This is a genomic window from Microcoleus sp. K5-D4 (assembly GCF_036704575.1).
GTDB lineage: Bacteria > Cyanobacteriota > Cyanobacteriia > Cyanobacteriales > Microcoleaceae > Microcoleus.
This window is the reverse complement of record NZ_JAUBSD010000006.1, coordinates 24,556-47,857: the sequence shown is the minus strand read 5'-3', so window position 1 is coordinate 47,857 and position 23,302 is coordinate 24,556. Positions and strand designations below refer to the sequence as shown.

Below are 23,302 nucleotides of genomic sequence, written 5' to 3'. Positions count from 1 at the left end.
ACTGAGCTGACGCCGTGACGTTAGCTGTGATGGGCAAGATTGAGTTAGTGATAATGCTGACTGTGTTGGCACGCTTGCGGCTCTGTCGGCTATTTTACTGCTTCGCCAGCCGCCGCATCGAGCAGCCACCAAAGCTCGCCTTCTGGTTGAACGAGTCTGGCTGGATAAGTCATGTCGTCGGCTGCGGGGGCAAAAATTTGAGCAAGGGCGGGTTGTTTGCTGGCTCCTGCGACCATGAAGATGACGCACCGGGCCCGGTTGATTAAGGGGACTGTAAAGGTAATGCGCGGTTGACCGTCTTTGTTGCCGACAGTTACTAGGGCATCGCGGACTTCCAAGGCTGCTGTGCCGGGAAATAGAGAGGCTGTGTGGGCGTCGTCTCCTATGCCCAATAAAATGATGTCGAAGGCAGGAAACTCGCCCTCGGATACTTTGAAGAACTGCTGCAATTCGGTTTGGTGCGCCGCAGCGTCGGCTGCGGGGTCGCCGGCGCCTGTGGGCATGGGGTGGATGTTGCTGGCGGGGATATTCACTCGATCGAGCCACGCGAGGCGCGCCATTTTTTGATTGCTGTCTGGATGTTCTGGGGGAACGTAGCGTTCGTCGCCCCAGAAAACGTGAATTTTCTCCCAAGGCAGGTCTTGGGCTGCGATCGCTCTGTAGAGGGGTTCGGGTGTGCTTCCGCCCGCTGCGGCGATCGTACAAAGTCCGCGTTCGGCTATGGCTTCTGAGATTTTCGACAGCACAATCTCCAGCGATCGATCTATTAGTTGTTCCCGATTTGCTAATACTTCAACTACTTTTTTCATTAATTTCCTCTCAACTTTCCTTGGGTGTTATTCTCAGCAATTGCCAATTTTACCTTGACATTTTGGTTTGAGGTCGATCTGCTGACATACCCGGCAGACCGGCCACAGCACCCCATAATATTTTATCATCTTATGCCCCTTGATTTAAGGAAAGCAAGACATATTTCTACCAATGCTTTATTGATTTTCATCGGTTGCATTGAGCTTTCGCAACTTTCAATCAAAAGTTTGATCGTACTCGGAGCATCTCTGCAGAAAGTAAAAAGCGTTTTTTGGGACTTTGCTCCGTCCCGCACAGCAAAATCTATAAATATAGCCAGCCGGACGATCGCACACCGACAGTAAAAGCCAAACCGAGATGCTCCCGATCGCACTTATCCCGGCATAGCAAAAATAATCAAGATTGATGTGGTAGACTAGGAAAAATAGTTTTAAATCCGCACGCTCGGATGGAAGCAAAACTATGTCAATTTTTAAGCGATTTCCTACATCTGTCCGCTATCTAATAGCGCGGTTGCGCCACTGGACGCAACCCGCAGTTTGGGCTCCCTTAGCCGTGCTGTGTGCGGGGGGGTTATTTATCTGGGAGGTCTCGGTAAATCCAGAAAGGTTGAGCATAGATGGCGAAGAAGAACCAGCCTCAAACACTCCAGCTTCGCTATCGGGGCTATCTGCTGAAGATACCGCCATTGCGGCTGAAATCGACAGCTTACCAGTGCTAGTCAATCAGTTTAATGGCTCTACTGCTTCTGAACTAAACTTGTTAAATTCATCAGTAGTAAAAAGCAAAGGTTTATTCGAGGAACTTCGAGATCGGGACTTAGAAACTCCTCAGCCATCTTCAGCCCCCAAGCGGGTAGGAAGCAGTGGATTTTTATCCTTGCCAAATTTAGCAGATCCTGCTGTCGAGGGCGGAAACAATAACCCCCAAAATTCCAGCTTGCCAAGTTCAAACGCCACATCAGGGTTGAGTTTATCTGGCAGTGGGAGACTGACTTCCGGGATAAAAACGATCGAGCCTGAGTCTGGGGGTACAGCGACAGCCACTTTATCCCAGGCGTCGAGTGATGCTAATTCAGGTAAACAAAACGAAAATTCTCTGCCTTTGAGTCCGCTGCAAGCAGCTATGAAAAAATACGTCGTTGCTAACACTTCGGCAACGGCGGCTTCGGCTCAGAAAAGAGCAGACTCGGCTAAATTGCTCGATCGACCGGCTTCCGATCCGGCGGCAGGAAATGCGACAAATTTACTCCCAACAACCGCTACAGCTCAAAGTGGAGCAAATCCTGTGAATGTTCCCACAGCACTTCTCCCACTTGTGGCTCCGACAAATACTGTGAGCAAGGAATCTCAAGAATTCTTACAACCGACAGCTACAGTCCCTGAATCATTGGCTGGGTTAACTTCCCGAGTACCCAGCCTTCCCGAAATTAATGCAGGGGCTGCAACGGTGGCTTTGCCGAAAAATCCCTACCAAACTAATTTATCTGGCTCAGGCTTCGCACCTGAAGTTCAACCTGTGTTACCTCCAGTAACCATACCTTCGCCAACACCTCTACTTCCAAATGTCGGTCCATCTCCCTTTCCGAATGGGATTGGCGGAAGCAAGATAATTAGCCCTCAATTCTCTCCTAATTCAGCTAATTCTCAATTTCAAACACCTCCACCGAGTCAGCTTAATTTGCCGGAGCCACCTAACTTTGGAGTTGTTCCCCAAAATACAAGTCAGGGCGTGCAGCCCATTCAACCTCAAACTTTTGCTACACCCCGCTCCCTGGCTCCGGGACGCTACATTGGCGGTGGCGAAATCAATACTTTTTCTAATCCTTAAATGAAGGAAGTTCGGCCACGAAAACGATATTATCAATTCCCAATACTTAGGCTACGCTGTTCCTGGGCTTCGACTTGGGTTTTCCTCAGCATAGTCGGAGGGAAGGGAGCCGAAGGCAGTCGAATTGCAGTACAAGTTCCGAATTCGCCATTCCCAATGTTAGTGTAGTGGTAAAACTTACCTAGCGGCGGCCCGCACCAACAACAATCCTCCGATTCCCAAGCCAAACATGATCGGCAGCCAAGCCGACAGAATCGGAGTCAAAACAGCTTTCACGCCCATAGAACTGGTGATGAAAGAAAATACGTAGTAAGTAAAAATCACAACTACGCTAATACCAAAACTCGTTCCTCGGCCGGAGCGGCGCGGTTGAGTTCCCAAAGCCGCTCCCACTAAACCAAATACCATGCACACGAAAGGAAAAGCATATTTTTCTTGAATTCGCACCTTTAATTTGCGAATTTGCGGTTCGTCGCCACTGTTTTTAAGGATATCCAAACGCTCTAAAGCTTGGGCAATGTTCATTTCCTTAAAATCCCGGGCTCTCGCAGCTAAATCTAAGGGCGTGCGGGGGAGTTGCAATTGCTGGTGTTGAAACCTAACTATATTGCGGTAAGAGCCATCAGGAGCTACTATATAAGCGGTTCCGTTGAAAAAATCCCAGGTATTTTCTGAGGGATTCCAAGTAGCGGATTCTGAAGAAACGATTTGATTGAGGCCTGGGGTGGAGCGATCGATAATTGTTAAACCTTTCATTTGCTGGCCGTCAAACTGTTCTGCATAAAAAAAGCGGGCGAGGATTTCGTCGCCGCCTTTTTCTGGTTTGCGAAATTCTGTGTAGATAATATTTCTATCTTGAAATGTGGGTTTTTCTCGCTTCAGGGCTCTGTCTAAAGTCAGAGTAGCTCTGTAGCTAGCGGCGGGTACAACTAACTCTTGCAAACCAAAGGTGAAGCCGGCAACAATTAAACTCATAACCACTGCAGGCAGTATCAATCGGTAAACGCTAACTCCGCAACTGCGGAGGGCGATGAGTTCGCTGTCGCTTGACATTCGGCTGTAGGCCATTAAGGTTGCTAGCAGCATTGACATGGGGAAAGCCAATACTACGAAGTAGGGAATTTGCAGGAGAAAAATTTCTATGGCTGCGCCGTAGGGGAGGCCGGATTCTGCTACTCTGCGGACTAATTCAAATAAAGCTCCAACTGTGACGGCGACGGATGTAAAGAGTCCGACGCCAAATAAAAAGGGGCCGATTAGTTCTTTGGTAATGTACCAGTCCATTACTGAAATTCTCGGCAGCCAGTTGATGGGATTCAAAGAATTGGATATTGCTATTTTCATACTTTGGGATTTTTGCAGTTGGCTCCTCAATCTAACATCTCAAATCTAAAATTATGGCGGATGCGGAATGCCTTCAAAAGACTATCGCACGAAGTTGTCACCTAAGTAATACTGTCGCACTAAAGGGTTGCTGTAGAGTTCTTCTTCAGCCCCGGAGGCTAAAATTTGGCCGTCTCGCATGATGTATGCTCGATCGGTAATTTCGAGGGTTTCTCGGACGTTGTGATCGGTGATGAGGATGCCGATTTTACGATCGCGCAGTTTAGCAATAATGGTTTGAATTTCGTCTACGGCGATTGGATCGACGCCTGCAAACGGTTCGTCTAAAAATAGGAACATGGGCCCGTCTCGCCCTGCAGCTAATGCTCTGGCTAGTTCAGTCCGCCGTCTTTCTCCCCCGGATATTTGAATTCCCAAACTAGATGCTATTTTTTCTAAGCGAAATTCTTGCAATAGGAAATCGACTCGCTCGCGCCATTCCCAGCGCGGCACTTGAGTTTGTTCTAAAACTAACAAAATGTTGTCCCGCACGCTCATGTTTCGGAAAATGCTTGCTTCTTGAGCGAGATAGCCAATTCCCAAATGTGCTCGCTGGTGCATCGCCAATTTAGTGATGTCTAAATCGTTTAGCCAAACGGTGCCTTGATTGGGTTTTTCTAATCCGGTTGCTATGTAAAATGTTGTGGTTTTGCCTGCACCGTTGGGGCCTAGCAATCCTACGATTTCTCCTTGGGCTACTGACAGGTTGACGCGACTAACTACATTGCGTTTTCCGTAGGATTTGTGAATATTTTCGAGTACAATTTTCATTTTCGCTCCCGGCAACCTCTACAAGCTAAATTTCAGACTGCGGCTTTGTGCGATCGAGTCTCTAATTTAAATTTTACCTTTTCAAGTTTGTGAGTTTTATAAAGACGAAATTTCGCATCTATCCCAAGTAGTATGTTTTGGCTGAGGCGAAATTTCGCTGCTGCAAGCCACTGTTACCGGGGGGCTGTAGTTGGACGTGGGGAGCCCACTGCATTTTGGGCTGCCGCATCTTGTTCCGGGGCAACCAGATAGACAGATTCTACCTGTCCTGGGTTGTCTGGCAGGGCAATAAACCGCCCTTCGTCGATGAGGTATGTTATGGTTTCGCCGCGCAGGCTGTTGCCCTGCTGCAATACGTAAACATCTCCGCTGAGAATGATCCGGCGCTCGCGGCTGAAATATTGAGCTTGAGCTGCGGTTGCTTGTATTTGGCGGGCTGGATAGTTGATTTGGACGTTGCCGCGGGCTGTCACGATGCCGGTTTTGGAGTCGGCTTCTTGAATGTCCGATCGCACACTCAGAGTGCGGGGCGGCCCGGCTTGCGGGTAGGTGGGAGAGGCGATCGCGCCTGCCAGAGTCAGGGGCAAAAGCAGCGATAATCCTTTGAATAGTCGGGAATTGAGTAGTTTAGCGGAGGGCATCATAAGCTTGGAGCCTCAATATTTGTGAAATTGCTGAAGGGTATTATCTCCAGTTAGGTATTTTATCTTAACGGCCAGAAAGATTCCCGTGAGGTCGATCGACTTACCTGAGAGTCTCAACCAATTATCCTAGCAAGACAGCAGCACTTTCTTTGCCTGTTTGCCTGCGAAAGCTAATTTGCTGGATTTGCAAGTTTTTTGACGGTTTCGGCGATCGGGAAGTTTCGGGCAGCCTCTCAATGTACAACGCATAAGCTGGTAGTTTCACAGCGATGCCACAAATAACTTTTTCTCACGATCGGCAGCAAAAGCAAGACAGGCTTTAATATCTTCAAATGTAAGCTCTGAAAAATCCTCTAGAATTTCTGCTTCTGTCATACCACCTGCAAGATCCTCTAAAATTTATTTCATAATTTTTTCTAACAAAGAAAACAGTTTCTGAGCAGAAGGCTGGTCCATATCTACACCATAGAGAGATTTGCTGCTCTTTTCCCATAGATACATATTGTTACAGTGCCAGCACATCGATGCCTGTAGTACAGACTTTTCTTTGAAGTAAAAACGCAACCCAAATGCTGGTGTGTGGCAACGTGCCGAGTCACCCGGTATTAGTTGTCGCCATAGATGTGCTACTTGCTGTGCTAGCTCTCCTTTAAGTGTGACGGTGCGGCTTGATGTTATCAAATCACCTGACTTTGAAGGAAAGTATCCTGCCTCAAGTACATCAACTGCATCAATATTCGGCAGTTCAGGAATTTGGTTTTGCCTCCTTGTTTTTTTATCGTTTACGTCTTCGATTCTTATAATGTTTGAAGCTAAAGCAGGTACCGCCATTTCGGATTGAGCAGAAAATTTAGTCACAATTGATGTTACGCCCCACAAAACCAAAATGGACAGGGTGATCGCGCAAGCTTGCTTTCTCACACCACTCATGAAAACACTCCTATATGTTTCTCTGGACTTACCACATCACCGAAGAATCGAGGTCTAATATCAAGTCAGGTTAATTACTAATAAATCCTGTACTGGCCTGGTCGGACAAAAGTATGATAACTATTCAACCGGACATGATATAACTTATAATTGTCTAGCAAATGCGGTAAATACATAAAATGACCTAAAAATACGGCAGGTTGCTCATGTATGTCAACCCCTTCTTACTCCGATCGGAATCTCCTTTTCTCGATCGAATTCGCTCCCCCAGCCTGCTCATATTGAAGTTGGTTTTAGTTTAATAATTCGTGGCAATTGCAAGCCTGCAACTTCTGCACCTGTTAATAAAGGTACAAATTCAGCAACTTTTTCCGGCCCTGCTTGTTGCAAAGCGATCAAAAGTTTAGCACTTTGTCCGAGCAAGTCTTCAACAGCAATTCCAGCATAACTAGGCTGATAATAACTGAGCCGATTTATTCCTTCTCCCAGCAAGATTACTGCACCGCGCCAGTTGTGATTTCCTAAGTGATAAAGCGCGACGGCAATTTGTAATATTCCCTGATAAAATCTTTTTTCTGGGTCGCCAGCTTCCATCCACAAAGCCTCTAGTGTGTCGTGACAATCATAAAAGTCTTGACTATTAAACTGTTCGATACCTTGCCAAAACTCGCTCGGCATTTCCTCTGTCATTCGATTGGAGATTGGGTATTTTCGATGGCGGATGTGTGTTTGAGTAGGCGGCGATCGATTGTTTTTTAATAGCTAAGTCTTAAAAACAGGAAAAATTCCGACTTATTTTCAAAACTACTGCCATTTCACGACCGCCTACTTAACCGATTACATAGTATCTCTCACAGCTTGAATTTGATCCATTCCAATTTCCTGATTAGTTCCAGCGAAATCGTTATCTGGCGTCAAAAATAACATACAGTGACACTCTTTGCGCTCGCGCATGGGAATGCAGGGACAGTTCCAGTAGGCGGCTTTTACTTCGGCTTCTTTATCTTCGTAATGGCGACAAGGGCATAAGGGAGCGCCTAGTTCATCCTTGTGTTTTGCTAGTCCTTCTATCACGACAGCAGTGACGGAAGGTTCAGAACAAAAGTAAGTTCCCGTGCGCTTGGCGTAGGTTTCGGAGAAATTCTTCATCGCCTCCAAAGTTTTTTCGTTGGAGAGTTTAGATTTTTCTGTTGTGTTCATAGTTTAGGATCGGAGTTGAGGATGCTACGAGCTTTTGACAATTGTAGCGCAGAATGTGATTTTAAACACTGGTATATTTCTGTTTAGTTACAAGGAAGAAAACCTTGACAAAGATTGAGTTTTAGGTTGTTGGTTTTTTAGTGGTTTTTGTCTATCCCGGAGGGTGCGGCAAACTTGCGGCAGACCTGGTTTTTGGAGCTGCCAAAAGATTTGGGCGATCGCTCGCCCTCAACTATCATCCCCCAAAGGGGATTAAAATCGGATAAGATAGCACGGCACTCTTTCTGTGACGGCTATAGGCACGGCATCTGATGGCAACTTCCCCGAACCGCACCCACAGCAAAAAATCTCCTCTTTCTGGGCTGATTTGGCCGGCTGACACTGAGTTAGTCGGATTAGTGTTGGAATTGACTCCCCGCGCTGCTAGCTATCTGTACGCGCAGTATGCTATAGGTTTGCACGCTTGGTTTTTAGGTCAAGTACAGCAAACTGACCCGGATTTATCACAACTTTTGCACGATGAACAGTCAGAAAAAGCCTTTACTATTTCGGGATTGGAAGGTGATTTGCTCCCTGGTGGCAAAGAATTTCAGCTTTTGGGCGATCGCATTTATCGCTGGTACGTAACAGGACTTTCAAAGCCCGTAGTGCAGTGGCTGAGTCAGTGGCTGCAAAATTTGCCCAAAGAGATAAATTTGCGAAATGCTCCGCTGCTAATTCGGTCTTGGGATATTGCTTTTGCACCCACAACTTATGAGCAATTATTAACAGCAGAACCCCCATTTTTCCCAACCATTAAACTTAGTTTTGTGACTCCTACAAGCTTTCGTAGCAAAGGCCATCACTTCCCTCTGCCAGTTCCCGAAAATGTTTTTCACAGCTATTTGCGTAACTGGAATAATTTTTCGGGGGTAAAATTTGACCAAACAGAATTTTTGAATTGGATTGATGAAAATGCAATTATTAGCCGCCACAACTTGGAGTCGCAAAAGGTAGCGGCGGGCAAAAAAGGCATGGTAACTGGGTTCACTGGGGCTGTGGAATTTGGGCTAGGGCGATCGGCTCACAATCGTCCTGATTTTGTACAATTATTTTATGCTTTGGGGCGGTTAGCGCCTTACTGCGGCACTGGCCACAAAACAACTTTTGGATTGGGACAAACGCGAACACAATGGTTGACAGAAGCCCTACCTGAAGTGTCAATACAAAGCGTCTTGGGGGCGCGAATAGATGAATTGACAAAGAAGTTTATGGCACTGAGAAAGCGTAAAGGTGGAAGTCGCGCTGCTGAGATTGCGGAAACTTGGGCGACGATTTTGGGGCGCCGGGAATTGGGGGAATCTTTGTTTGATATTGCTGCTGATTTGGAAATGCCTTATGAAACTGTGAAAACTTACGTGAAGTTGGCAAGAAGGGCTTTGAAAGTGGAGGATTAGCGGGAACTTGTTGACTGTTGACTGTTGACTGTTGACTGATGACTGCTGACTAATGACTCTTAGTAAATAGGTATATGTCGTCTCGCTGATATTTTAGTTGAAATTGAGGGTTGTTTTTTAGTTGAGTTATGAGGTTTTCCACAAAAGCTCGATCGCTCATCCAGCCAGGATATCTGAGGTTCAGCAATACATAATCAAATTCTGCGAGATTTGCAGGCGGCGCGTTAGCCTGAGTTAATCTTACTACAGGGCGGTGCGCTAAATGCGGAGCAATCTGAACATTTGTTAAAACACTGCCTTTGGTTTCAACAAGAGAAATTGCCTCTCTGGTAGCTGGCAAAGTGTCGATCCCATTTAAATAAATAGTCCAAAAATAGCCGTATTTCGCTAAAGCTAAGAAAGAAATCAACGACCAAATTACAATGACTCTAGGCAATGGATAATTAGGAATTGGCAATCTATCAAATATTGTCTTTCCCTTTTGCTGATTGCTAGCTGCTAAACTGGAAATTACGGCAACCAACAAAAACGGCAATATCGGCACAGAATATTGATGAACTAAATCCCGCTGAGCGGGGCGATCGGAAAGAATATTCATCGCCAACATCGGCACAGCACTAATTAAAGATGACAGATGACGCGGGGACAGCCACCAAATTACTGGTAATAGCAATAAGGCTAAATATTCCAAAGTTTCTAAACAAAATAAACGCCCTAAAACTAGATTTGGTTTCACTATTAAATTAATAGCAATTTCCAAAACTGAGTTGCCCAAATATTGATATCGCCCAATTGCCGCGTGTTCTCTTCCCTGATTAAAATACGGTATAACTGCCTGAGTAACTACTAGGAACCAACCCGCGCCTAGAAAGAGAGCTATGAACCCACAATTACGTTTTTTGTCAAAACACAACAGCCACAAACCCATCGCAGCCACAGTTAAAGATAGGACGGCTTTGCAGCTCAAAACTAATACAATAGCAGCACAAAACCACAAGGTTTGATTGAGCCTCGCGGCTAAGATTGCTGCTAGCAGTGCTGGTAAAGCAATGACTTCTGGGTGGAAGTCGAAGAGATTGACATTAAATACTAATGGATAGAGGAGGTAAGTACAGGCGATCGCCCAAGATATGCTATTATTTAATCCGGCTTGACGTGCCAAACTCCAACTCGGCCAAGCGCCTAAAGCTAGGGCAACAGCTTGCACTAAAAAAAGCCAGTGAACATCTGGATATATTTTGTAAAGTAAAGCTAGGGGATAGAAAATAAAAGCAGCGTGATCCCCCCAAATATTTATTGCCATTAAAGAGGAAAATGGCGTTTGATTTTGGGAGATTAAATAAATTGCTTGGTCAAAAATTGCTAAGTCGAATGCAGTTGACTGAAACAAAGCGTGCCGCGCGCTGCTGGCGGCAAATAAGACTATCGTTGTCACGACAATCATTAAAAATACTGGATGAGATTTTAGGGATTTTAAAGTTAGCATTTTATTGGTTTAATCAGCCCTTCGTTTAAATAGCAGGACTTCGTTTTTTTGATAAGTTAATTTAAAATCGGGAGAAGTTTTAAGTTTATTTGCTAACGTAGCACCAAGTTTTTCAGTATCAGGCCAGGGATGGCGCAGGTTTAATAATATGTATTGAAATTCAGCTAAATTTGTTTGGGGCGAAATTTGTGACAGCAATTTTACTATGGGTCGGTGGGTAAAGTGAGGGGCAAGTCTATTATCTGTTAAAATACTGCTTTGCGGTTGAACTTGTGCGACTGCTTCGCGTGTAGCTTGCCAGGTATCCAGTCGATTTATGTACAGATAAAAATCTTTATATTCGCCCACACATAGGAAAATTAGTAATGACCAAATTATCATGATTCTCGGCAGTTGAATTCCCTGCCAAAGTTGAGAAATTCGGAAGTTTTTAAATTGTGGCAGATTGACCCATGTTAAAAAATGTTGCTTATTTGCTTTATCCTCTTCCTGATTGCCTTTTATTTCTTCCCTGTTCCTTGTTTCTTCCTTCGCGATTACTGCTAAAAATAAAAATGGAATTACAGGCACTGAATACTGATAGGCTAAACTGCGTTGAAATGACAAGTCAGAGAGGATATTTATCAGCAGGGTAGGGATGGCAGGAATTAGGGCGGTTAAATATTTTAGGCGTAGTTTGCCGGAAAATGGCAATAGCAGCCAAATCACAGGTAAGGTGAGGAGAAATAAATATTTGAATGTATCGAATGAAAGGATTTTTCCTAATACTAACTGTGGTTTTAATATGAGATTGATGATAATTTCTAGTACGGATTTGCCTAAATAGCTGTAGCGCCCGACTCCAGCGACTTCGCTACCGCTAAAGAAGGGGATGATTTTCTGGGAAGCTATCAAAAACCAAGCTGCACCTAGCAAAAGTGCGATCGCCCCGTACCGTTGCTTTTTTTCGCAAAAAAACAGCCAGAAACCCATAGCAACAACGGTTAGGGACAAAACCGCCTTGCAACTGAGAACTAACACAATAGCGGTACAAAACCACACAATTTTATTTAAACGCGCTGGCAAAATTGCTGCCAAAAGTGCGGGTAAAGCGATTACTTCCGGGTGAAAATCAAATAAATTGATGTTAAATACCACGGGATAGAGCAAATAAATCAATGCGATCGCACGCGATTGTTCTTGATTTAAACCTGCCAAACGCGCTAAACTCCACGTAGGCCAAGCCCCCAGGGATAATGCAACTGCTTGTACCAACAGCAGCCAATGCACATTCGGGTAAATTTTGTACAGCCAAGCTAGCGGATAATAGATTACCGCTGCGTGATCGCCCAAAATATGCATCCTCATTAAAGAAGAAAAAGGCGTTTGGTTTTGGCTGATCAAGTAAATTGCTTGGTCAAAAATTCCCAAATCGAAAGCAGTTGATTGGAATAAAGCGTGCCGTAAACTGCTACACAAAAAGAAAATTGCCGCAGCAGTAGCCATCGCCCAAACCAAACTCGACGGTAGCTGCGATCGACCTTCCTCTATATTTTCGGCGATCGAGACACTGATGTCCTCACGGTCATCAGCAAAATTTTCCCTATTCTGCATGAAATCTGGCACTAGGTGGTCACTCAAAATATGATTCCATCGAATGTGCTTTCCACGCAATAGTTAACCACTAATTTTTATCCCCGCAATCGTAATATTAGAATAATCCACAAAACATTAAAAAATTGTGAAAGCAATAACTCTTCTCGGCTCCACAGGCTCCATCGGCACTCAGACTCTGGATATTGTAGCTCAATACCCCGATCAATTTCGGATTGTCGGGTTAACCGCCGGACGAAATGTAACGTTGCTCGCCCAGCAAATTCGTCAGTTTCGACCGGAAATTGTCGCGGTTTGCGACGAAGATAAATTACTGGAATTGAAGGAGGCGATCGCAGATCTCGACCCTCAACCTATTTTACTTGCTGGCGAGTCAGGCGTTGTCGAAGTTGCTCAATACGGTGACGCTCAAGCCGTCGTCACGGGCATAGTTGGCTGTGCCGGTTTGCTGCCAACAATTGCGGCTATCAAAGCAGGCAAAGATATCGCCTTAGCAAATAAAGAAACATTAATCGCAGGGGGCCCCGTTGTCAACCCCTTAATCGAAAAATACGGTGTTAAAATATTGCCTGCTGACTCGGAACATTCAGCAATTTTTCAATGCCTGCAAGGTGTGATGGTTGGCGGGTTGCGGCGAATTATTCTCACTGCTTCGGGCGGTTCTTTTCGAGATTTGCCGATCGACAAATTAGCCGCAGTAACAGTAGCCGATGCCTTGAAACATCCGAATTGGTCTATGGGGCAGAAAATCACGATCGATTCTGCTACTTTGATGAATAAAGGATTAGAAGTCATTGAGGCTCATTACTTATTCGGAATGGATTATGACGACATTGATATTGTCATTCATCCCCAGAGCATAATTCACTCGTTAATTGAGCTGCAAGATACCTCAGTTTTGGCGCAATTGGGATGGCCGGATATGCGCTTGCCGCTGCTTTACGCTTTGTCTTGGCCGGAGCGAATTCATACAGATTGGGAACGGCTGGATTTGGTAAAAGCTGGGGATTTGACTTTCCGAGAACCAGACCACGAAAAGTATCCTTGTATGCAGTTGGCTTATGCGGCTGGACGTGCGGGCGGTTCGATGCCGGCGGTGCTGAATGCGGCAAACGAACAGGCAGTAGCGCTATTTTTGCAGGAGAAGATTCAGTTTTTGGATATTCCAAAGTTGATTGAGAAGGCGTGCGACAAACATCAAACCGATAACTGTGAAAGTCCTGGTTTAGAGGATATTTTGGCCGCGGATAGGTGGGCGCGGCAGGAAGTTTTGGCAGATAGTATGGAATTGGGCGATCGTATTCTTTCGATTCGCTAATTGTATCAGCAGACTTGCACTTAGCCACAAGCCCGCCGAGGAATTAATTCCCCGTCTCATAGCTAAAGTCGGTTGAAACCGACTGCCCAACCTTGATAAATATCCAGTCCTCTTTCAGAGGACTTTAGCTATGAGACAGGGGTTAAAAACCCCTGGCGGACTATGCCAAAAAGTGCAAGATATCGGCAAAATCCTATAAAAATTTGACCTGATTTTAGTCTTTTATTGACTAACTCCCAACTTTCGCCACCAAATCAGCCGCACTCATTTTTTCGTACATTTCAAACGGTTGGTGAATCCAAGGATTCTCAGCCAAATAATCTACATAATAATCCGGCTTTGCAACAGAACAAGCTTTGTACCAAAGCACAGCAGTCCGAATTTCCTGAATATTCTCGCCGTAGCGACTCTTGAGCCAAGCGATACCTTGCTCTAAACTAATTCCCGAATCCACCAAATCGTCAATCAGAAGAATGTGGCTGCCCAAATTATCGCCCACCATTGTCAAATCGCGGGCAAACTCGATCGCACCCCGGACATTTCCCTCTGCCCCACCATAGGACGAGGCCGCTAAAATCGCCAGAGGTTTGTCGAAAATCCGTGACAGAGTATCTCCAACCCGCAGCCCTCCCCTCGCCAGACAGACAATTCGATCGAATTTCCACTGAGATTCCTCAATTTTTACAGCCAAATCCTCAATTTTCCGATGGTACTCAGGCCAAGAAACGTAAAGGTCACTCATTCCTAATATTATTGAAATATCAAAGGTATTATTAATTATTTTGGGGAAAATGACATGGATGCAGATGAACTTCTCAGACGGTATGCAGCCGGAGAACGGGTTTTTCACAAAGTAGACCTGAGCGGTGCCCATATGTCAAGGACAAATTTGCGCGATATTGACCTGAGTCACGCTAATTTAAAAGGTGCAAATTCGATCGGTCTCACCCTCTACAGAGCCAATCTGTATCAAGCAGATATCAGCCAAGCCAACCTCTCCCAAGCCAACCTCATGTCCGCTAATTTTGGCGAATGCGAGGCGGTGGGAGCGAACTTGAGCGGAGCCATCTTGCGGAGTGTCGTCTTCAGCGGGGCCGATTTAACGGGGGCGAGTCTCAGGGGTGCAGACATGAGAGATGCAAACCTTCAGGGGGCAATTTTGATTCAAGTTTATGCAGTTAACGCTAACTTGCAAGGTGCAAACTTGACAGAAGTAAAGCTTTGCGGAATCAACCTGAGCAAAGCAAATTTAACGGATGCGAACTTAACACAAGCTGACCTCAGCCGTGCTAACCTAACTCAAGCAAATCTGAGTTGGGCTAATTTGACGGAAGCAAATCTGGAAAAAGCTGATTTGAAGGGAGCCGATTTGAGCGGAGCTAACTTGAGCTGTGCAAATCTTCATAAAGCAGATTTGAGCGGAGTTTCCCTTAAGGGAGCAAATCTCCGGGGAGCAAACTTGCATCAAGCTTCTTTGCGCGGGACAAATTTGGATGAAGCCAATCTGAGAGAGGCGATGATGCCTGACGGCACAATCTCTGACTAAATAAGCTGAGAAAATAGAAGTTAAAACGGCAGGGTGCCTGTGGCGCACCCTACATTTAGGCTAATGCCTGATTTTTTTAAGGGGATTTAATTCTGCCTTTAAGTGACAGTGCATTTAAAGAGTAGTGGCAAAAAATTTAGAACCGACTTTAATCTACAACTTTCAGCCAGCCACGGCGAACGGCGTGGAGCAAGCGGTTGATGGCTGTTTGATCTTCTTCGGTAAGACAGTCATTTAACAGGGCTGTCTTGAGCTGTTGTCGGTGAGTGGGAGTCAGCAGACCGGAGTGATATACCTGAAAGACTAGCTCTGCAATAGTAAATTGAGGTAAAAGCGTTTGGGTTGTCATCATGTGTTTTTTTTTGAACTCACTCTTGACAGTATTGACTGATTTTCCCAATTTTTATGTGATTCAACTACGGGAGTAAATGTGATCCATTGGCTCTTGATGAGTGATTTGTGTCAGCCGGACTAGGGAATTGGATATGTCCTCGATAGCCCTGCTACTTGAAACACCAACTCTGTCCCGAGTCCTCGCTTTTGGCAACTCCGAAATCTCTACTTTTTGTCAAGAGACTGTGACAAATTTGTTAATATTTGTCTATTAATAGATTACTAATGACTGCTAGCTAAATCGCTTGGCTTAATTCAACGTAAAACTTTGACGGTGTTTATAAACCCGCTTTTACCTAGATTTACCTAGTTTCTTGGTGTGGTCTTTGTTCCGTGGATATACTTAATAACCCGCTAAAAAACCGATACAAGTTTCCGACAGGAGGGGCCATCCGCCCCCAATTTTAAGCTCTAGTTCAAGCTCCCAGATTCATCTGTGAAGTCAATCTCAAATCTCTAATCTCAAATCTCAAATCGACTGGCTGCTTCAAATCAAAAATCCCGGCTTCTTCAAGAAACCGGGTCGAGCTTTTTGATCGCAGTACAATTTTTTTGGGAGAGTGTTAATGGAGCGACCTACTCACGAAAATCTTATTGTTGGCAAAGCTTGACAGGAGAGAAAGTAGAAATACTAATCTCAACTTCTTGTGTGAGGAGACTAATCGGAAATCCTGACCCATCCGCGGCGGATGGCGTGCAGCAGGCGGTTGACTGCATCTCTGGCGTCTTCGCTGAGAGCGCTTTGGCAGAGTTCCCGCAATCCGTGGCTTTGAGTGCGAGTCAGATTGCCTGAATGGGTGACTTGATAGAACAGTTCAGCGATCGCTCGATCAGATTTTAAAGTCAGAGCTTGCATGAAATCTCGTTGAACTCGACTATTATAATATCGAGCATTTGAGAAAAGAGTAGGGTGATTGCAGTCGGCTAAGCTGTGTGATCGTTCTCGGCTCGATTTGTGACCAAAGTCTGCCATTATAAGTGATTTAAATCACATAAAACCACAGATCTCGATCGCATAAGCTATAATTTGGGTGGTATCCTCAAGGTTTGACAAAACCTCGAAAAGCTCTGAACGCAAGGCTTTGAGAACCCAAAACCGCCGCGCAGCGGGAGTAAGTCCGCTCTACATCGCAGGCTCTGGACTTGGATAGCTGTGAAACTTTGGGTTTTAGACACTTGCAGGTTGCAGCTCAGGGCATAAAGTTGCGATCGGCGAGCCACACCCTGAGATATAATAATTATAAATACTTCTATCCCATCTATAGACAGACAGGCAGGTAAAAAAATGATAATGATTAGCTACTTTTCGATTGCCTTAATCGTTTTTCTTGTTTGGTTCAAAAGTTTTTGGAATGATACAGCCACATCTAAAAAAGACGTGATATCTTGGATAGCCTTAATAATGGGGCCTCTGTTTTGGCCTGTTGTTCTGCCCCTATCCCTTTTGCAAATTACCAGCAAAAAGTCTGTGGTAAAAACAGCTCAATGCGAGCAAGAATTCTAATAAATTGTGGAAGTAACTAGCTTCAACAAAGTCGCTTATCTCGTCCTAAATTATTCTGCGTCCATCGCTCCTGGCAGCGAGTAATTTATCTTTTTAATTGTAAAAAAAATGCAGCTAGAAGGTAGAATCCAATAAAAAATCTGAATCCTAAAACAGTATTTTTTTACCGCTATCAAATTCTGCCTTCTGCTTTTTGATCCCGCCCAAAAACGGATACAAGTTTCCTACAGCAGTCGGCAGCAGCCCTTAATTTTAGGCTTTTCTTCAAGCTCTCCGATTCCTCTGTTGAATAAATCTCAAATCTAAAATCGTTCAACTGAGCGAGATTAACTCAGGGCTCGCCGAACGTCTCACGCAGAAGTATCCAATCGACTGATACCTAATTTTCTTCGGTGACATTGTGAATTAATGGTGCGACTCAGTCAAAATTGTTCAGGCACAACTGTCAGACCGAAATTGTCGGACAGCGACCACAATATTTTTTTATTCAAAAATTATCTGCCACCTCAACCAAGCTCAAAATTAATATGTAATGTAACATGGCCTGTTGTTTGCAAAAATATAACTTCAGACATATTTTCGCCTGCCGCTGACCAACTTAAGAATTTTGATTACTTCTGGCCGCTGCGTACCATTCATCGAAGGTGGGAAAATCCTGGCCAGGCGTGGAAAAACAGCTAGGCTCTTTGCCCTTTAAGCTTTTCGAGCTCCCTTTCTTCAAATCTTAGTAGCTCTAAACAGGAAATTGTAGAGTTCGTTTGCGTCCAAAATGCCTAACTCTTACCGCAGTTAGATAGACAATTCAAGGCAGAGACTGCAATATGAAATAGGCAACAAAAACTCTTTCAAATCTCAAGTACGACTTATTTTTGGCGATCGGGCATCAGGAGTGTATAACGGGAGCCAGCTAAGTTTTTAGAGGTACGAGATGTTTGGGAACTTCTAAAAAAAAGTGCCGTCACGGTATCCAAATTCGTTATTTGCATAGAAAGTAGGAGTCAAAATGAACGAAGTATCTGAGAAACCAATTTATAGAGTTCTTAATCTATTGTCGCTGCTAGCGCTGACATACTATGCAGCTACTTCCATCAATTATATTTTCGAGAGTGACGCTCACATCTACAAGTACGACAGCCATAGTAATTCCAACGCCTCACCAGCGCAACTAGAAGCACACCGCTAGGAATAAATTGTAGATATTTTCTCTGAATGAATGCCGAACCAAATTTCTGGAAATTTGCTGCTCGTTAATGCTCAGCTCGAAGTTAACCACAATTAGTAAAAAACTCTTTGCTAAAAACTTAATATTTTCAATCACAGGTATTAGCCATCGAATGTACCACAAAAATTAACTATATTAATTGGTTCTCAAAAGAGACCAGAGTGATGAAAGGATCGTCAAGCATTTTCATCAGTAAGAGCATTAATAGCTTTAGTAATCGCTTCATCAAGAAGATTTGAAGGTGGATATGCTTCAGAACGGAAAATCGCTTTGATTTTTGCCCACTACAACTCGATGGGAGATAAATCCGGCGAGTATGGAGGTAATAACTTTACTTGGGAGCCGACGATAGATACCATCAAAAAAATGACGGCTTCAGCATTATGAACAGGTAAAGTATCCATCACTACAATTGCGCCAACCGATAACTGCGATTCATCTGTGGACTAAATCTAAAATCTAAAATCTAAAATCTAGTGACAGTACCGTCACAAATCTACCAGCTCACCGTTGATTCCAACTTCACCAAAAGACGATCGCTGCATTGTCTGTTGTCCGGATGGATGCGGCTCATGGTTGAAATGACGGATTAGGGTTGAAAAACTGGGTTTTTTAGCCCTAATCCTGCATTAATCGTGAGGGATTTGGCTGGAAACATCCAGGTGCTGAGGCTCAAAAGCCCGTCCGGGACTGTGTTGGGACGCACTTTTGATTAAATACGGCCTCCAGCGTGCGCGGGCTTGCTTTCAAAGCCAGTTAAAAAATTTTGATTTCTGGGGAACTATTGGCGAAAATCAAAAGTCTGGTCAACTACAGTGTACTTAAAAGAAATCGCCGCTCAGTTCCAGCCCCATTGCGGGCGATCGAACTCTCCGGCGATCGACAGTGCCAAAGACCCGGTGCAACTTCTCAATCTTGAGAGCATACTCCGATTAAAAATGGTCTCTGTGTATCTTCCGGGTATTGTTTTAATAATGACTAGCCATATCGACGGTCATTATGGTAAACTCGCAAACGTTTAAGTGGAATATTTTCGTGTTAGAGGAGGCAGTGGTGGAGTCGAGAGTCAAAAGCAGGAAACAACCGAGATTTGCTGCTCAACGAATACAGGATTCAACTCGCGCTCCGAGGCTCGCTGCTGACAAATTAAATTACATGACAGCTTATAGCAGCCGGGTCAATTAGGGTCTCAACCGATGTCCGGTTTCATTTATTGAATCCCTTTGGAGGGAAAAGTGTATTGTAGAAAAATGATTGATCTTTTAGGAGGAGTGTAAATGACACAGGTAACTAATCCAACACAGCCAGCAAGTTCACTATCAGGTGGTATTGGTGGCACTGGCTCAACCGTTATCGGCATCGCCAGCGGCAACAGGTTGAACGGCAGCGAAGGCAGCGATATCATCCTGACTTTTGCGGGCGCTGATGCCGTCGCTGGTGGCGGTGGCGACGACCTGATTATTTCCGGAGGCGGAAATGACAGTATCGGCGGCGGCGGCGGCAACGATAATATCTTTTCAGGCAGCGGCGCCGATGTTGTAGCTGGTGGCAGCGGCGACGACCGGATCTTTGCTGGTAAAGGGGATGACCTCGTAGACGGCGGTGATGGCAATGACTTGGTTTCTGGCGACAACGGCAACGACACCGTACTCGGTGGCGGTGGCAACGATACAGTCTTTGGTGGCCGAGGCAACGATATTGTCAGCGGCGACGACGGCAACGACAGCCTGTTCGGCGGTAAAGAAAACGATACTGTCAATGGCGGATCGGGCAATGACTTTATCTCTGGCGACAGAGGCGCTGATGTCCTCACCGGCGGTGCTGGCAGCGATACGTTCTACTTCTTCTCCAGCGGTGGCGATTATGGCGTAGACACGATCACTGACTTTACCCCAGGCGAAGATAAGATCCGCTTGAAACAGGGCGGTGTGTTCGCTGGTTTGGGTAGCGGCCTCGAGGCAAGCGAGTTTGTCGTCGTTTCGGGTTTCAACGCAGCTACTCCAGGAACAGGCACGACGAACAAGTTAGTCTACGACCCAACAAGCGGTGCGTTGTACTTCAACGGCACCAGCGGAGTGCTAACTATTGCTCAGTTGCAGCCTGGCCTGACGATTACCTCGAACAACTTCGAGTTGTTCTAAAACAACTGGCTGTTGTGGGGCGGCACCGGATAAGATTCGGGGCGGTTATCACAAAGCCGGTAGTTTTAAAGGATTTCAACCTCACTCTGCTACAAGCGGGGTGAGGTTGAAATATTCAATGCAGGAACTAAAGCAGGGGCCGTAAAAAAAATTGATCGACAGTTATTGATAAAATTAATCGATCGCCCGATGGGGCAAAATATAAATACAAAGTTTTTAAATTAGAATTTCTAGGTTTTACTGAAGCGGTAAAGAAACCGCAACTGCTGGCTAGCAATGAGCACTGAAGAATATATCCGGCAAGCCCAAATTTATTTGAACCGGGGGAAGTTAACTGAGGCGATCGAGTTTTGCAAAAAGGCGATCGAACTTCAACCGTTTTCGCCCTCGGCTTACACGACTTTAGGCGAAATTCTCGAAGCTCAAGGCGATCCGACGGCCGCAAGAGACGCTTTTGTGCAAGCTTTGGAGATTTCGCCGCAGTTTTTTCTGGCTCATGCTTATTTGGGTCAACTTTATAGCGACTATGCGTGGCTGGATGAGGCGGTTTTTCACTACCGAAAAGCTCTGGATTTGAAACCAGATTGGGCGGAACTTCATTATAACTTGGGAAATATTTTTCACAATCAGGGTAATTTGTTGGGGGCGATCAACTGTTACCGAAATGCGATCGGCAAAAAACCCGATTATCTCAATGCTTTCTACAATCTGGCTGTGGTTTTAGATGAAAATAGTCAGCTCGAAGCGGCAATGGATACCTACCGACAGGTGATTGCTCTGAAGCCGGATTACGTGGAAGCTTACAGCAATCTGGGTGTGATTTTGCTCAAGGACGATCGGGCTGCTGAGGCGATCGAAGTTTACCAGCGGGCGATCGAGATTAAGCCGGATTGGGCGACGCTGCACAATAATTTGGGTCAAGCCTTGCTGGACAAAAGTCCCGATCGGGCGATCGCATCTTACCTCACAGCTATTGAGTTGGAGCCGGACATGGTTTTGGCTCACTACAATCTAGGGAAAGCGTGGCAATTACAGGGGGAACATTCGGCGGCGCTTGCTTGTTTCGATCGCGCGATCGATCTCAATTCCGACTATATTTCGGCCTATACAGATGCCGGATTTTCTTTGATGGTTTTGGGTCAAGTGGCGGAAGCCATGCCTTATTTTGAGAAGGCAATAGCTCTGAAGCCTGATTTTGTTGAGGCTTACTGCCGCTTGGCACAAAGGCGGAGAGTGGCGGCGGTAGAAGATGATGAATTGTCAAGGGCGATCGCTGCGTGCGATCGATTTCTCACAGCACTAACTGGAAGGAAGAAGGAAGAAGGAAGAGGGAAGAAGGAAGAAAAAGAAACTATTCCCAATGCCCAATGCCAAATGCCCAATGCCAAATGCCCAATGCCAAATGCCCAATTACCAATTGCTGAAATTTGCGATAACTTAGCCGAAATTTACTTGCATTTGGGAAATGCTTTAACAGAGTACGGCGGACACGAATCTGCCGCCGTTTATTATCAAAAAGCTTTGCAAATTCAGCCACACAATGCAGAGATTTACTGGCGGGTGGGAAATTCATTAGCCCAGCAAAAGCGGTTCAGTGCAGCAATTGCAGTTTACCACATGGCTTTGACGATTCAACCTGCTTTACCGCAGGTTTATTTTGAGTTGGCAAAACTGCTGGAAAAACAGGGGCGCTGGGAACGGGCGCTCGATTATTATCAAAAAGTTTTAGAGTTGCAATTGCATGGGTATGGAGACCAGAAAGAGTGGAAAAAACAGAGTTTTATATTGCCAGATAGCACTTCTATAAAACATCCTCACGGTATTTATTTATCGAGTTGGGATTGGCTGGTTAAGGCTAAGTTGGATGCAGATAATTATGTGGAAATAGTTTGGAAATCTGTACCAGAAGCAAGTCCCGAAAATATTCCGAATTCCCAATTTGCGAGCTCCAATTCCAAATTGGCAAATTCCGATTGTACCGGGTTAACTTGCGGGCTGTGTTTGCAGCGACTTTCTAAGTGGTTCGATCCGGTGCATTTGGGTTGGGGAGTTTGCCGTTTGTCCAACGCGCAACCGATACCTGTGCAGTCGCCCAAGACTTTTGTGGCTGCAATTCCCAACGGGCGAGTTTGGATTGTGCCGCAGGAAAATTATTGGCTGATTTGCAAGGCGATCGCTGTAATTACTCCTGACAATTATTTGTTGGGTGATGTGTCGAGAGATTATCCGGGGTTTTTACCTGGATGCGAAAAGCATGATATTAGAAAACACAGCGTTTTTAATTTAGAATCATTCCCGCCTCTCAAGCAAATTGACGGCAGAGTCGCGGTGCTTTCTGGTTTGTCTGGAAATGTCTATTTTCACTGGATGGTTGACGTTTTGCCGAGGATAGAATTGCTGCGGCACAGCGGTAGGGATTTGGCGGAAATTGATTGGTTTTTGGTGAATAGTTGTCAGCACCAATTTCAGCGGGAAAGTCTGAGAATTTTGGGCATTCCCGAAGAGAAAGTCTTGGAGAGCGATCGCTTGCCTCACATACAAGCAACAGAGTTAATTGTGCCGTCTTTTCCGGGATATTTGGGCTGGCCTTCTGGGTGGGCGATGGATTTTTTGAGGCGCGAGTTTCTCCAGGGAATTATACCTAGTTCTAGCTATCCAAAACGGATTTATATCAGCCGCAGCAAAGCAAGATATCGACGAGTTTTGAACGAAGAAGATGTGGTTGAGGTTTTGGAGAACTTTGGCTTTGTTTCTATTTTACCTGAGTCCCTGTCTTTGGCAGAGCAAATAGCTCATTTTTACCACGCTGAGGTGATAGTGGCAGCCCACGGCAGCGGCTTGACAAATACGATTTTTAGTCGCCAGGGAACTAAAGTAATTGAGTTAGTGTCGCCTCACTATATCAGCCATTATTACTGGGGAATCAGTCAATATTTGCAGTTGGAACATTACTTTTTAGCGGGGGAGGCTTTTGAATGCTATCCTATTAGACAGTTGATGTATCAGAATTCGCTGACTGAGGATATTTTAGTGAACTTGAGTTCGCTGAAAAGGATGGTTGAAGTGGTGGGTTTGGGTTAGTTGGTGTCTGGAGT

At 45.2% G+C, this 23,302-nt stretch carries 23 protein-coding genes; 8 read left to right on the top strand and 15 right to left on the bottom strand.

The genetic code is table 11. From position 1 onward, the window contains the following. Positions 1-89: 89 nt before the first annotated feature. Positions 90-809 carry a 6-phosphogluconolactonase gene (gene pgl / locus QUA77_RS03575; protein WP_333449288.1) on the bottom strand — a complete coding sequence of 240 codons (720 nt, stop codon included), beginning with the start codon at positions 807-809 and terminating at the stop codon, positions 90-92. A gap of 463 nt (positions 810-1,272) precedes the next feature. On the opposite strand from pgl, the gene QUA77_RS03570 reads away from it, so the two are divergent. Then, the gene (locus QUA77_RS03570; protein ID WP_333449287.1) at positions 1,273-2,640 is read left to right on the top strand and encodes a hypothetical protein; all 1,368 of its coding nucleotides are present in this window, start codon (positions 1,273-1,275) and stop codon (positions 2,638-2,640) included. A 177-nt stretch (positions 2,641-2,817) separates the two neighbouring features. Here the strand turns inward: QUA77_RS03570 and QUA77_RS03565 are convergent, their stop codons facing one another. From QUA77_RS03565 to QUA77_RS03530, 8 genes are all read right to left on the bottom strand, one after another. Next, positions 2,818-3,984 carry an LptF/LptG family permease gene (locus tag QUA77_RS03565; RefSeq protein ID WP_333059050.1) on the bottom strand — a complete coding sequence of 389 codons (1,167 nt, stop codon included), beginning with the start codon at positions 3,982-3,984 and terminating at the stop codon, positions 2,818-2,820. Positions 3,985-4,065: 81 nt separating this feature from the next. Beyond that, positions 4,066-4,794 (bottom strand): LPS export ABC transporter ATP-binding protein, encoded by a 729-nt coding sequence (gene lptB, locus QUA77_RS03560; protein WP_333034782.1) that lies wholly within the window; start codon positions 4,792-4,794, stop codon positions 4,066-4,068. Between the two features lie 173 nt (positions 4,795-4,967). After that, on the bottom strand, positions 4,968-5,438 hold the full coding sequence (locus QUA77_RS03555; RefSeq protein ID WP_333034780.1) for an LptA/OstA family protein: 471 nt from the start codon (positions 5,436-5,438) through the stop codon (positions 4,968-4,970). A gap of 121 nt (positions 5,439-5,559) precedes the next feature. Next, the gene (locus tag QUA77_RS03550) at positions 5,560-5,703 is read right to left on the bottom strand and encodes a hypothetical protein (RefSeq protein WP_333034778.1); all 144 of its coding nucleotides are present in this window, start codon (positions 5,701-5,703) and stop codon (positions 5,560-5,562) included. Then, positions 5,700-5,837 carry a DUF433 domain-containing protein gene (locus QUA77_RS03545; RefSeq protein WP_445302056.1) on the bottom strand — a complete coding sequence of 46 codons (138 nt, stop codon included), beginning with the start codon at positions 5,835-5,837 and terminating at the stop codon, positions 5,700-5,702. Before QUA77_RS03545 ends, QUA77_RS03550 begins: the two co-directional genes overlap by 4 nt. Further along, positions 5,838-6,368 carry a hypothetical protein gene (locus QUA77_RS03540; RefSeq protein WP_333449286.1) on the bottom strand — a complete coding sequence of 177 codons (531 nt, stop codon included), beginning with the start codon at positions 6,366-6,368 and terminating at the stop codon, positions 5,838-5,840. It abuts the gene before it with no gap. 276 nt (positions 6,369-6,644) lie between these two features. Beyond that, on the bottom strand, positions 6,645-7,058 hold the full coding sequence (locus QUA77_RS03535; RefSeq protein ID WP_333449285.1) for a DUF309 domain-containing protein: 414 nt from the start codon (positions 7,056-7,058) through the stop codon (positions 6,645-6,647). Between the two features lie 147 nt (positions 7,059-7,205). Continuing rightward, on the bottom strand, positions 7,206-7,568 hold the full coding sequence (locus QUA77_RS03530) for a ferredoxin-thioredoxin reductase catalytic domain-containing protein (RefSeq protein ID WP_172186333.1): 363 nt from the start codon (positions 7,566-7,568) through the stop codon (positions 7,206-7,208). A gap of 311 nt (positions 7,569-7,879) precedes the next feature. On the opposite strand from QUA77_RS03530, the gene cas6 reads away from it, so the two are divergent. Beyond that, positions 7,880-9,004 carry a CRISPR-associated endoribonuclease Cas6 gene (gene cas6 / locus QUA77_RS03525; protein WP_333449284.1) on the top strand — a complete coding sequence of 375 codons (1,125 nt, stop codon included), beginning with the start codon at positions 7,880-7,882 and terminating at the stop codon, positions 9,002-9,004. Between the two features lie 49 nt (positions 9,005-9,053). On the opposite strand, the gene QUA77_RS03520 is transcribed toward cas6, so the two are convergent. Continuing rightward, positions 9,054-10,490, bottom strand: a complete 1,437-nt coding sequence (locus tag QUA77_RS03520; RefSeq protein WP_333449283.1) for a DUF2079 domain-containing protein — start codon at positions 10,488-10,490, stop codon at positions 9,054-9,056. A gap of 9 nt (positions 10,491-10,499) precedes the next feature. Next, the gene (locus QUA77_RS03515; RefSeq protein ID WP_333449311.1) at positions 10,500-12,083 is read right to left on the bottom strand and encodes a DUF2079 domain-containing protein; all 1,584 of its coding nucleotides are present in this window, start codon (positions 12,081-12,083) and stop codon (positions 10,500-10,502) included. A gap of 127 nt (positions 12,084-12,210) precedes the next feature. Here QUA77_RS03515 and dxr point away from each other — a divergent pair, with 127 nt between their 5' ends. Further along, the gene (gene dxr / locus QUA77_RS03510) at positions 12,211-13,401 is read left to right on the top strand and encodes a 1-deoxy-D-xylulose-5-phosphate reductoisomerase (RefSeq protein ID WP_333449282.1); all 1,191 of its coding nucleotides are present in this window, start codon (positions 12,211-12,213) and stop codon (positions 13,399-13,401) included. A 229-nt stretch (positions 13,402-13,630) separates the two neighbouring features. Here dxr and QUA77_RS03505 read toward each other — a convergent pair whose 3' ends face one another. Then, positions 13,631-14,143, bottom strand: a complete 513-nt coding sequence (locus QUA77_RS03505) for a phosphoribosyltransferase family protein (RefSeq protein ID WP_333449281.1) — start codon at positions 14,141-14,143, stop codon at positions 13,631-13,633. Between the two features lie 54 nt (positions 14,144-14,197). Between QUA77_RS03505 and QUA77_RS03500 the strand changes: the two genes are divergently transcribed. Further along, positions 14,198-14,947: a pentapeptide repeat-containing protein gene (locus tag QUA77_RS03500; protein WP_333449280.1), complete on the top strand. Its 750-nt coding sequence runs from the start codon at positions 14,198-14,200 to the stop codon at positions 14,945-14,947. Positions 14,948-15,095: 148 nt separating this feature from the next. On the opposite strand, the gene QUA77_RS03495 is transcribed toward QUA77_RS03500, so the two are convergent. Next, on the bottom strand, positions 15,096-15,296 hold the full coding sequence (locus tag QUA77_RS03495) for a hypothetical protein (protein WP_333056545.1): 201 nt from the start codon (positions 15,294-15,296) through the stop codon (positions 15,096-15,098). Between the two features lie 702 nt (positions 15,297-15,998). Further along, positions 15,999-16,196, bottom strand: coding sequence for a hypothetical protein (locus tag QUA77_RS03490; RefSeq protein ID WP_242724634.1), 198 nt, complete (start codon positions 16,194-16,196; stop codon positions 15,999-16,001). A 1,651-nt stretch (positions 16,197-17,847) separates the two neighbouring features. On the opposite strand from QUA77_RS03490, the gene QUA77_RS03485 reads away from it, so the two are divergent. Beyond that, positions 17,848-18,027 carry a hypothetical protein gene (locus tag QUA77_RS03485; RefSeq protein WP_333034761.1) on the top strand — a complete coding sequence of 60 codons (180 nt, stop codon included), beginning with the start codon at positions 17,848-17,850 and terminating at the stop codon, positions 18,025-18,027. A 323-nt stretch (positions 18,028-18,350) separates the two neighbouring features. Here the strand turns inward: QUA77_RS03485 and QUA77_RS29260 are convergent, their stop codons facing one another. Next, entirely contained in the window at positions 18,351-18,479 is a 129-nt protein-coding gene (locus tag QUA77_RS29260; protein ID WP_445242180.1) for a transposase, read from the bottom strand. A gap of 402 nt (positions 18,480-18,881) precedes the next feature. On the opposite strand from QUA77_RS29260, the gene QUA77_RS03480 reads away from it, so the two are divergent. From QUA77_RS03480 to QUA77_RS03470, 3 genes are all read left to right on the top strand, one after another. Beyond that, the gene (locus QUA77_RS03480; RefSeq protein WP_333449279.1) at positions 18,882-19,088 is read left to right on the top strand and encodes a hypothetical protein; all 207 of its coding nucleotides are present in this window, start codon (positions 18,882-18,884) and stop codon (positions 19,086-19,088) included. Between the two features lie 255 nt (positions 19,089-19,343). Beyond that, positions 19,344-20,207 carry a calcium-binding protein gene (locus QUA77_RS03475; RefSeq protein ID WP_333034760.1) on the top strand — a complete coding sequence of 288 codons (864 nt, stop codon included), beginning with the start codon at positions 19,344-19,346 and terminating at the stop codon, positions 20,205-20,207. 276 nt (positions 20,208-20,483) lie between these two features. Continuing rightward, positions 20,484-23,288 (top strand): tetratricopeptide repeat protein, encoded by a 2,805-nt coding sequence (locus tag QUA77_RS03470; RefSeq protein ID WP_333449278.1) that lies wholly within the window; start codon positions 20,484-20,486, stop codon positions 23,286-23,288. Positions 23,289-23,302 lie beyond the last annotated feature (14 nt).

Bases quoted from the DNA above. Each gene is read 5' to 3' on its own strand.
- pgl (WP_333449288.1), bottom strand. From the start codon at position 809: ATGAAAAAAGTAGTTGAAGTATTAGCAAATCGGGAACAACTAATAGAT.
- QUA77_RS03570 (WP_333449287.1), top strand. From the start codon at position 1,273: ATGTCAATTTTTAAGCGATTTCCTACATCTGTCCGCTATCTAATAGCG.
- QUA77_RS03565 (WP_333059050.1), bottom strand. From the start codon at position 3,984: ATGAAAATAGCAATATCCAATTCTTTGAATCCCATCAACTGGCTGCCG.
- lptB (WP_333034782.1), bottom strand. From the start codon at position 4,794: ATGAAAATTGTACTCGAAAATATTCACAAATCCTACGGAAAACGCAAT.
- QUA77_RS03555 (WP_333034780.1), bottom strand. From the start codon at position 5,438: ATGATGCCCTCCGCTAAACTACTCAATTCCCGACTATTCAAAGGATTA.
- QUA77_RS03540 (WP_333449286.1), bottom strand. From the start codon at position 6,368: ATGAGTGGTGTGAGAAAGCAAGCTTGCGCGATCACCCTGTCCATTTTG.
- QUA77_RS03535 (WP_333449285.1), bottom strand. From the start codon at position 7,058: ATGACAGAGGAAATGCCGAGCGAGTTTTGGCAAGGTATCGAACAGTTT.
- QUA77_RS03530 (WP_172186333.1), bottom strand. From the start codon at position 7,568: ATGAACACAACAGAAAAATCTAAACTCTCCAACGAAAAAACTTTGGAG.
- cas6 (WP_333449284.1), top strand. From the start codon at position 7,880: ATGGCAACTTCCCCGAACCGCACCCACAGCAAAAAATCTCCTCTTTCT.
- QUA77_RS03520 (WP_333449283.1), bottom strand. From the start codon at position 10,490: ATGCTAACTTTAAAATCCCTAAAATCTCATCCAGTATTTTTAATGATT.
- QUA77_RS03515 (WP_333449311.1), bottom strand. From the start codon at position 12,083: ATGCAGAATAGGGAAAATTTTGCTGATGACCGTGAGGACATCAGTGTC.
- QUA77_RS03505 (WP_333449281.1), bottom strand. From the start codon at position 14,143: ATGAGTGACCTTTACGTTTCTTGGCCTGAGTACCATCGGAAAATTGAG.
- QUA77_RS03500 (WP_333449280.1), top strand. From the start codon at position 14,198: ATGGATGCAGATGAACTTCTCAGACGGTATGCAGCCGGAGAACGGGTT.
- QUA77_RS03495 (WP_333056545.1), bottom strand. From the start codon at position 15,296: ATGACAACCCAAACGCTTTTACCTCAATTTACTATTGCAGAGCTAGTC.
- QUA77_RS03490 (WP_242724634.1), bottom strand. From the start codon at position 16,196: ATGCAAGCTCTGACTTTAAAATCTGATCGAGCGATCGCTGAACTGTTC.
- QUA77_RS03485 (WP_333034761.1), top strand. From the start codon at position 17,848: ATGAACGAAGTATCTGAGAAACCAATTTATAGAGTTCTTAATCTATTG.
- QUA77_RS03475 (WP_333034760.1), top strand. From the start codon at position 19,344: ATGACACAGGTAACTAATCCAACACAGCCAGCAAGTTCACTATCAGGT.
- QUA77_RS03470 (WP_333449278.1), top strand. From the start codon at position 20,484: ATGAGCACTGAAGAATATATCCGGCAAGCCCAAATTTATTTGAACCGG.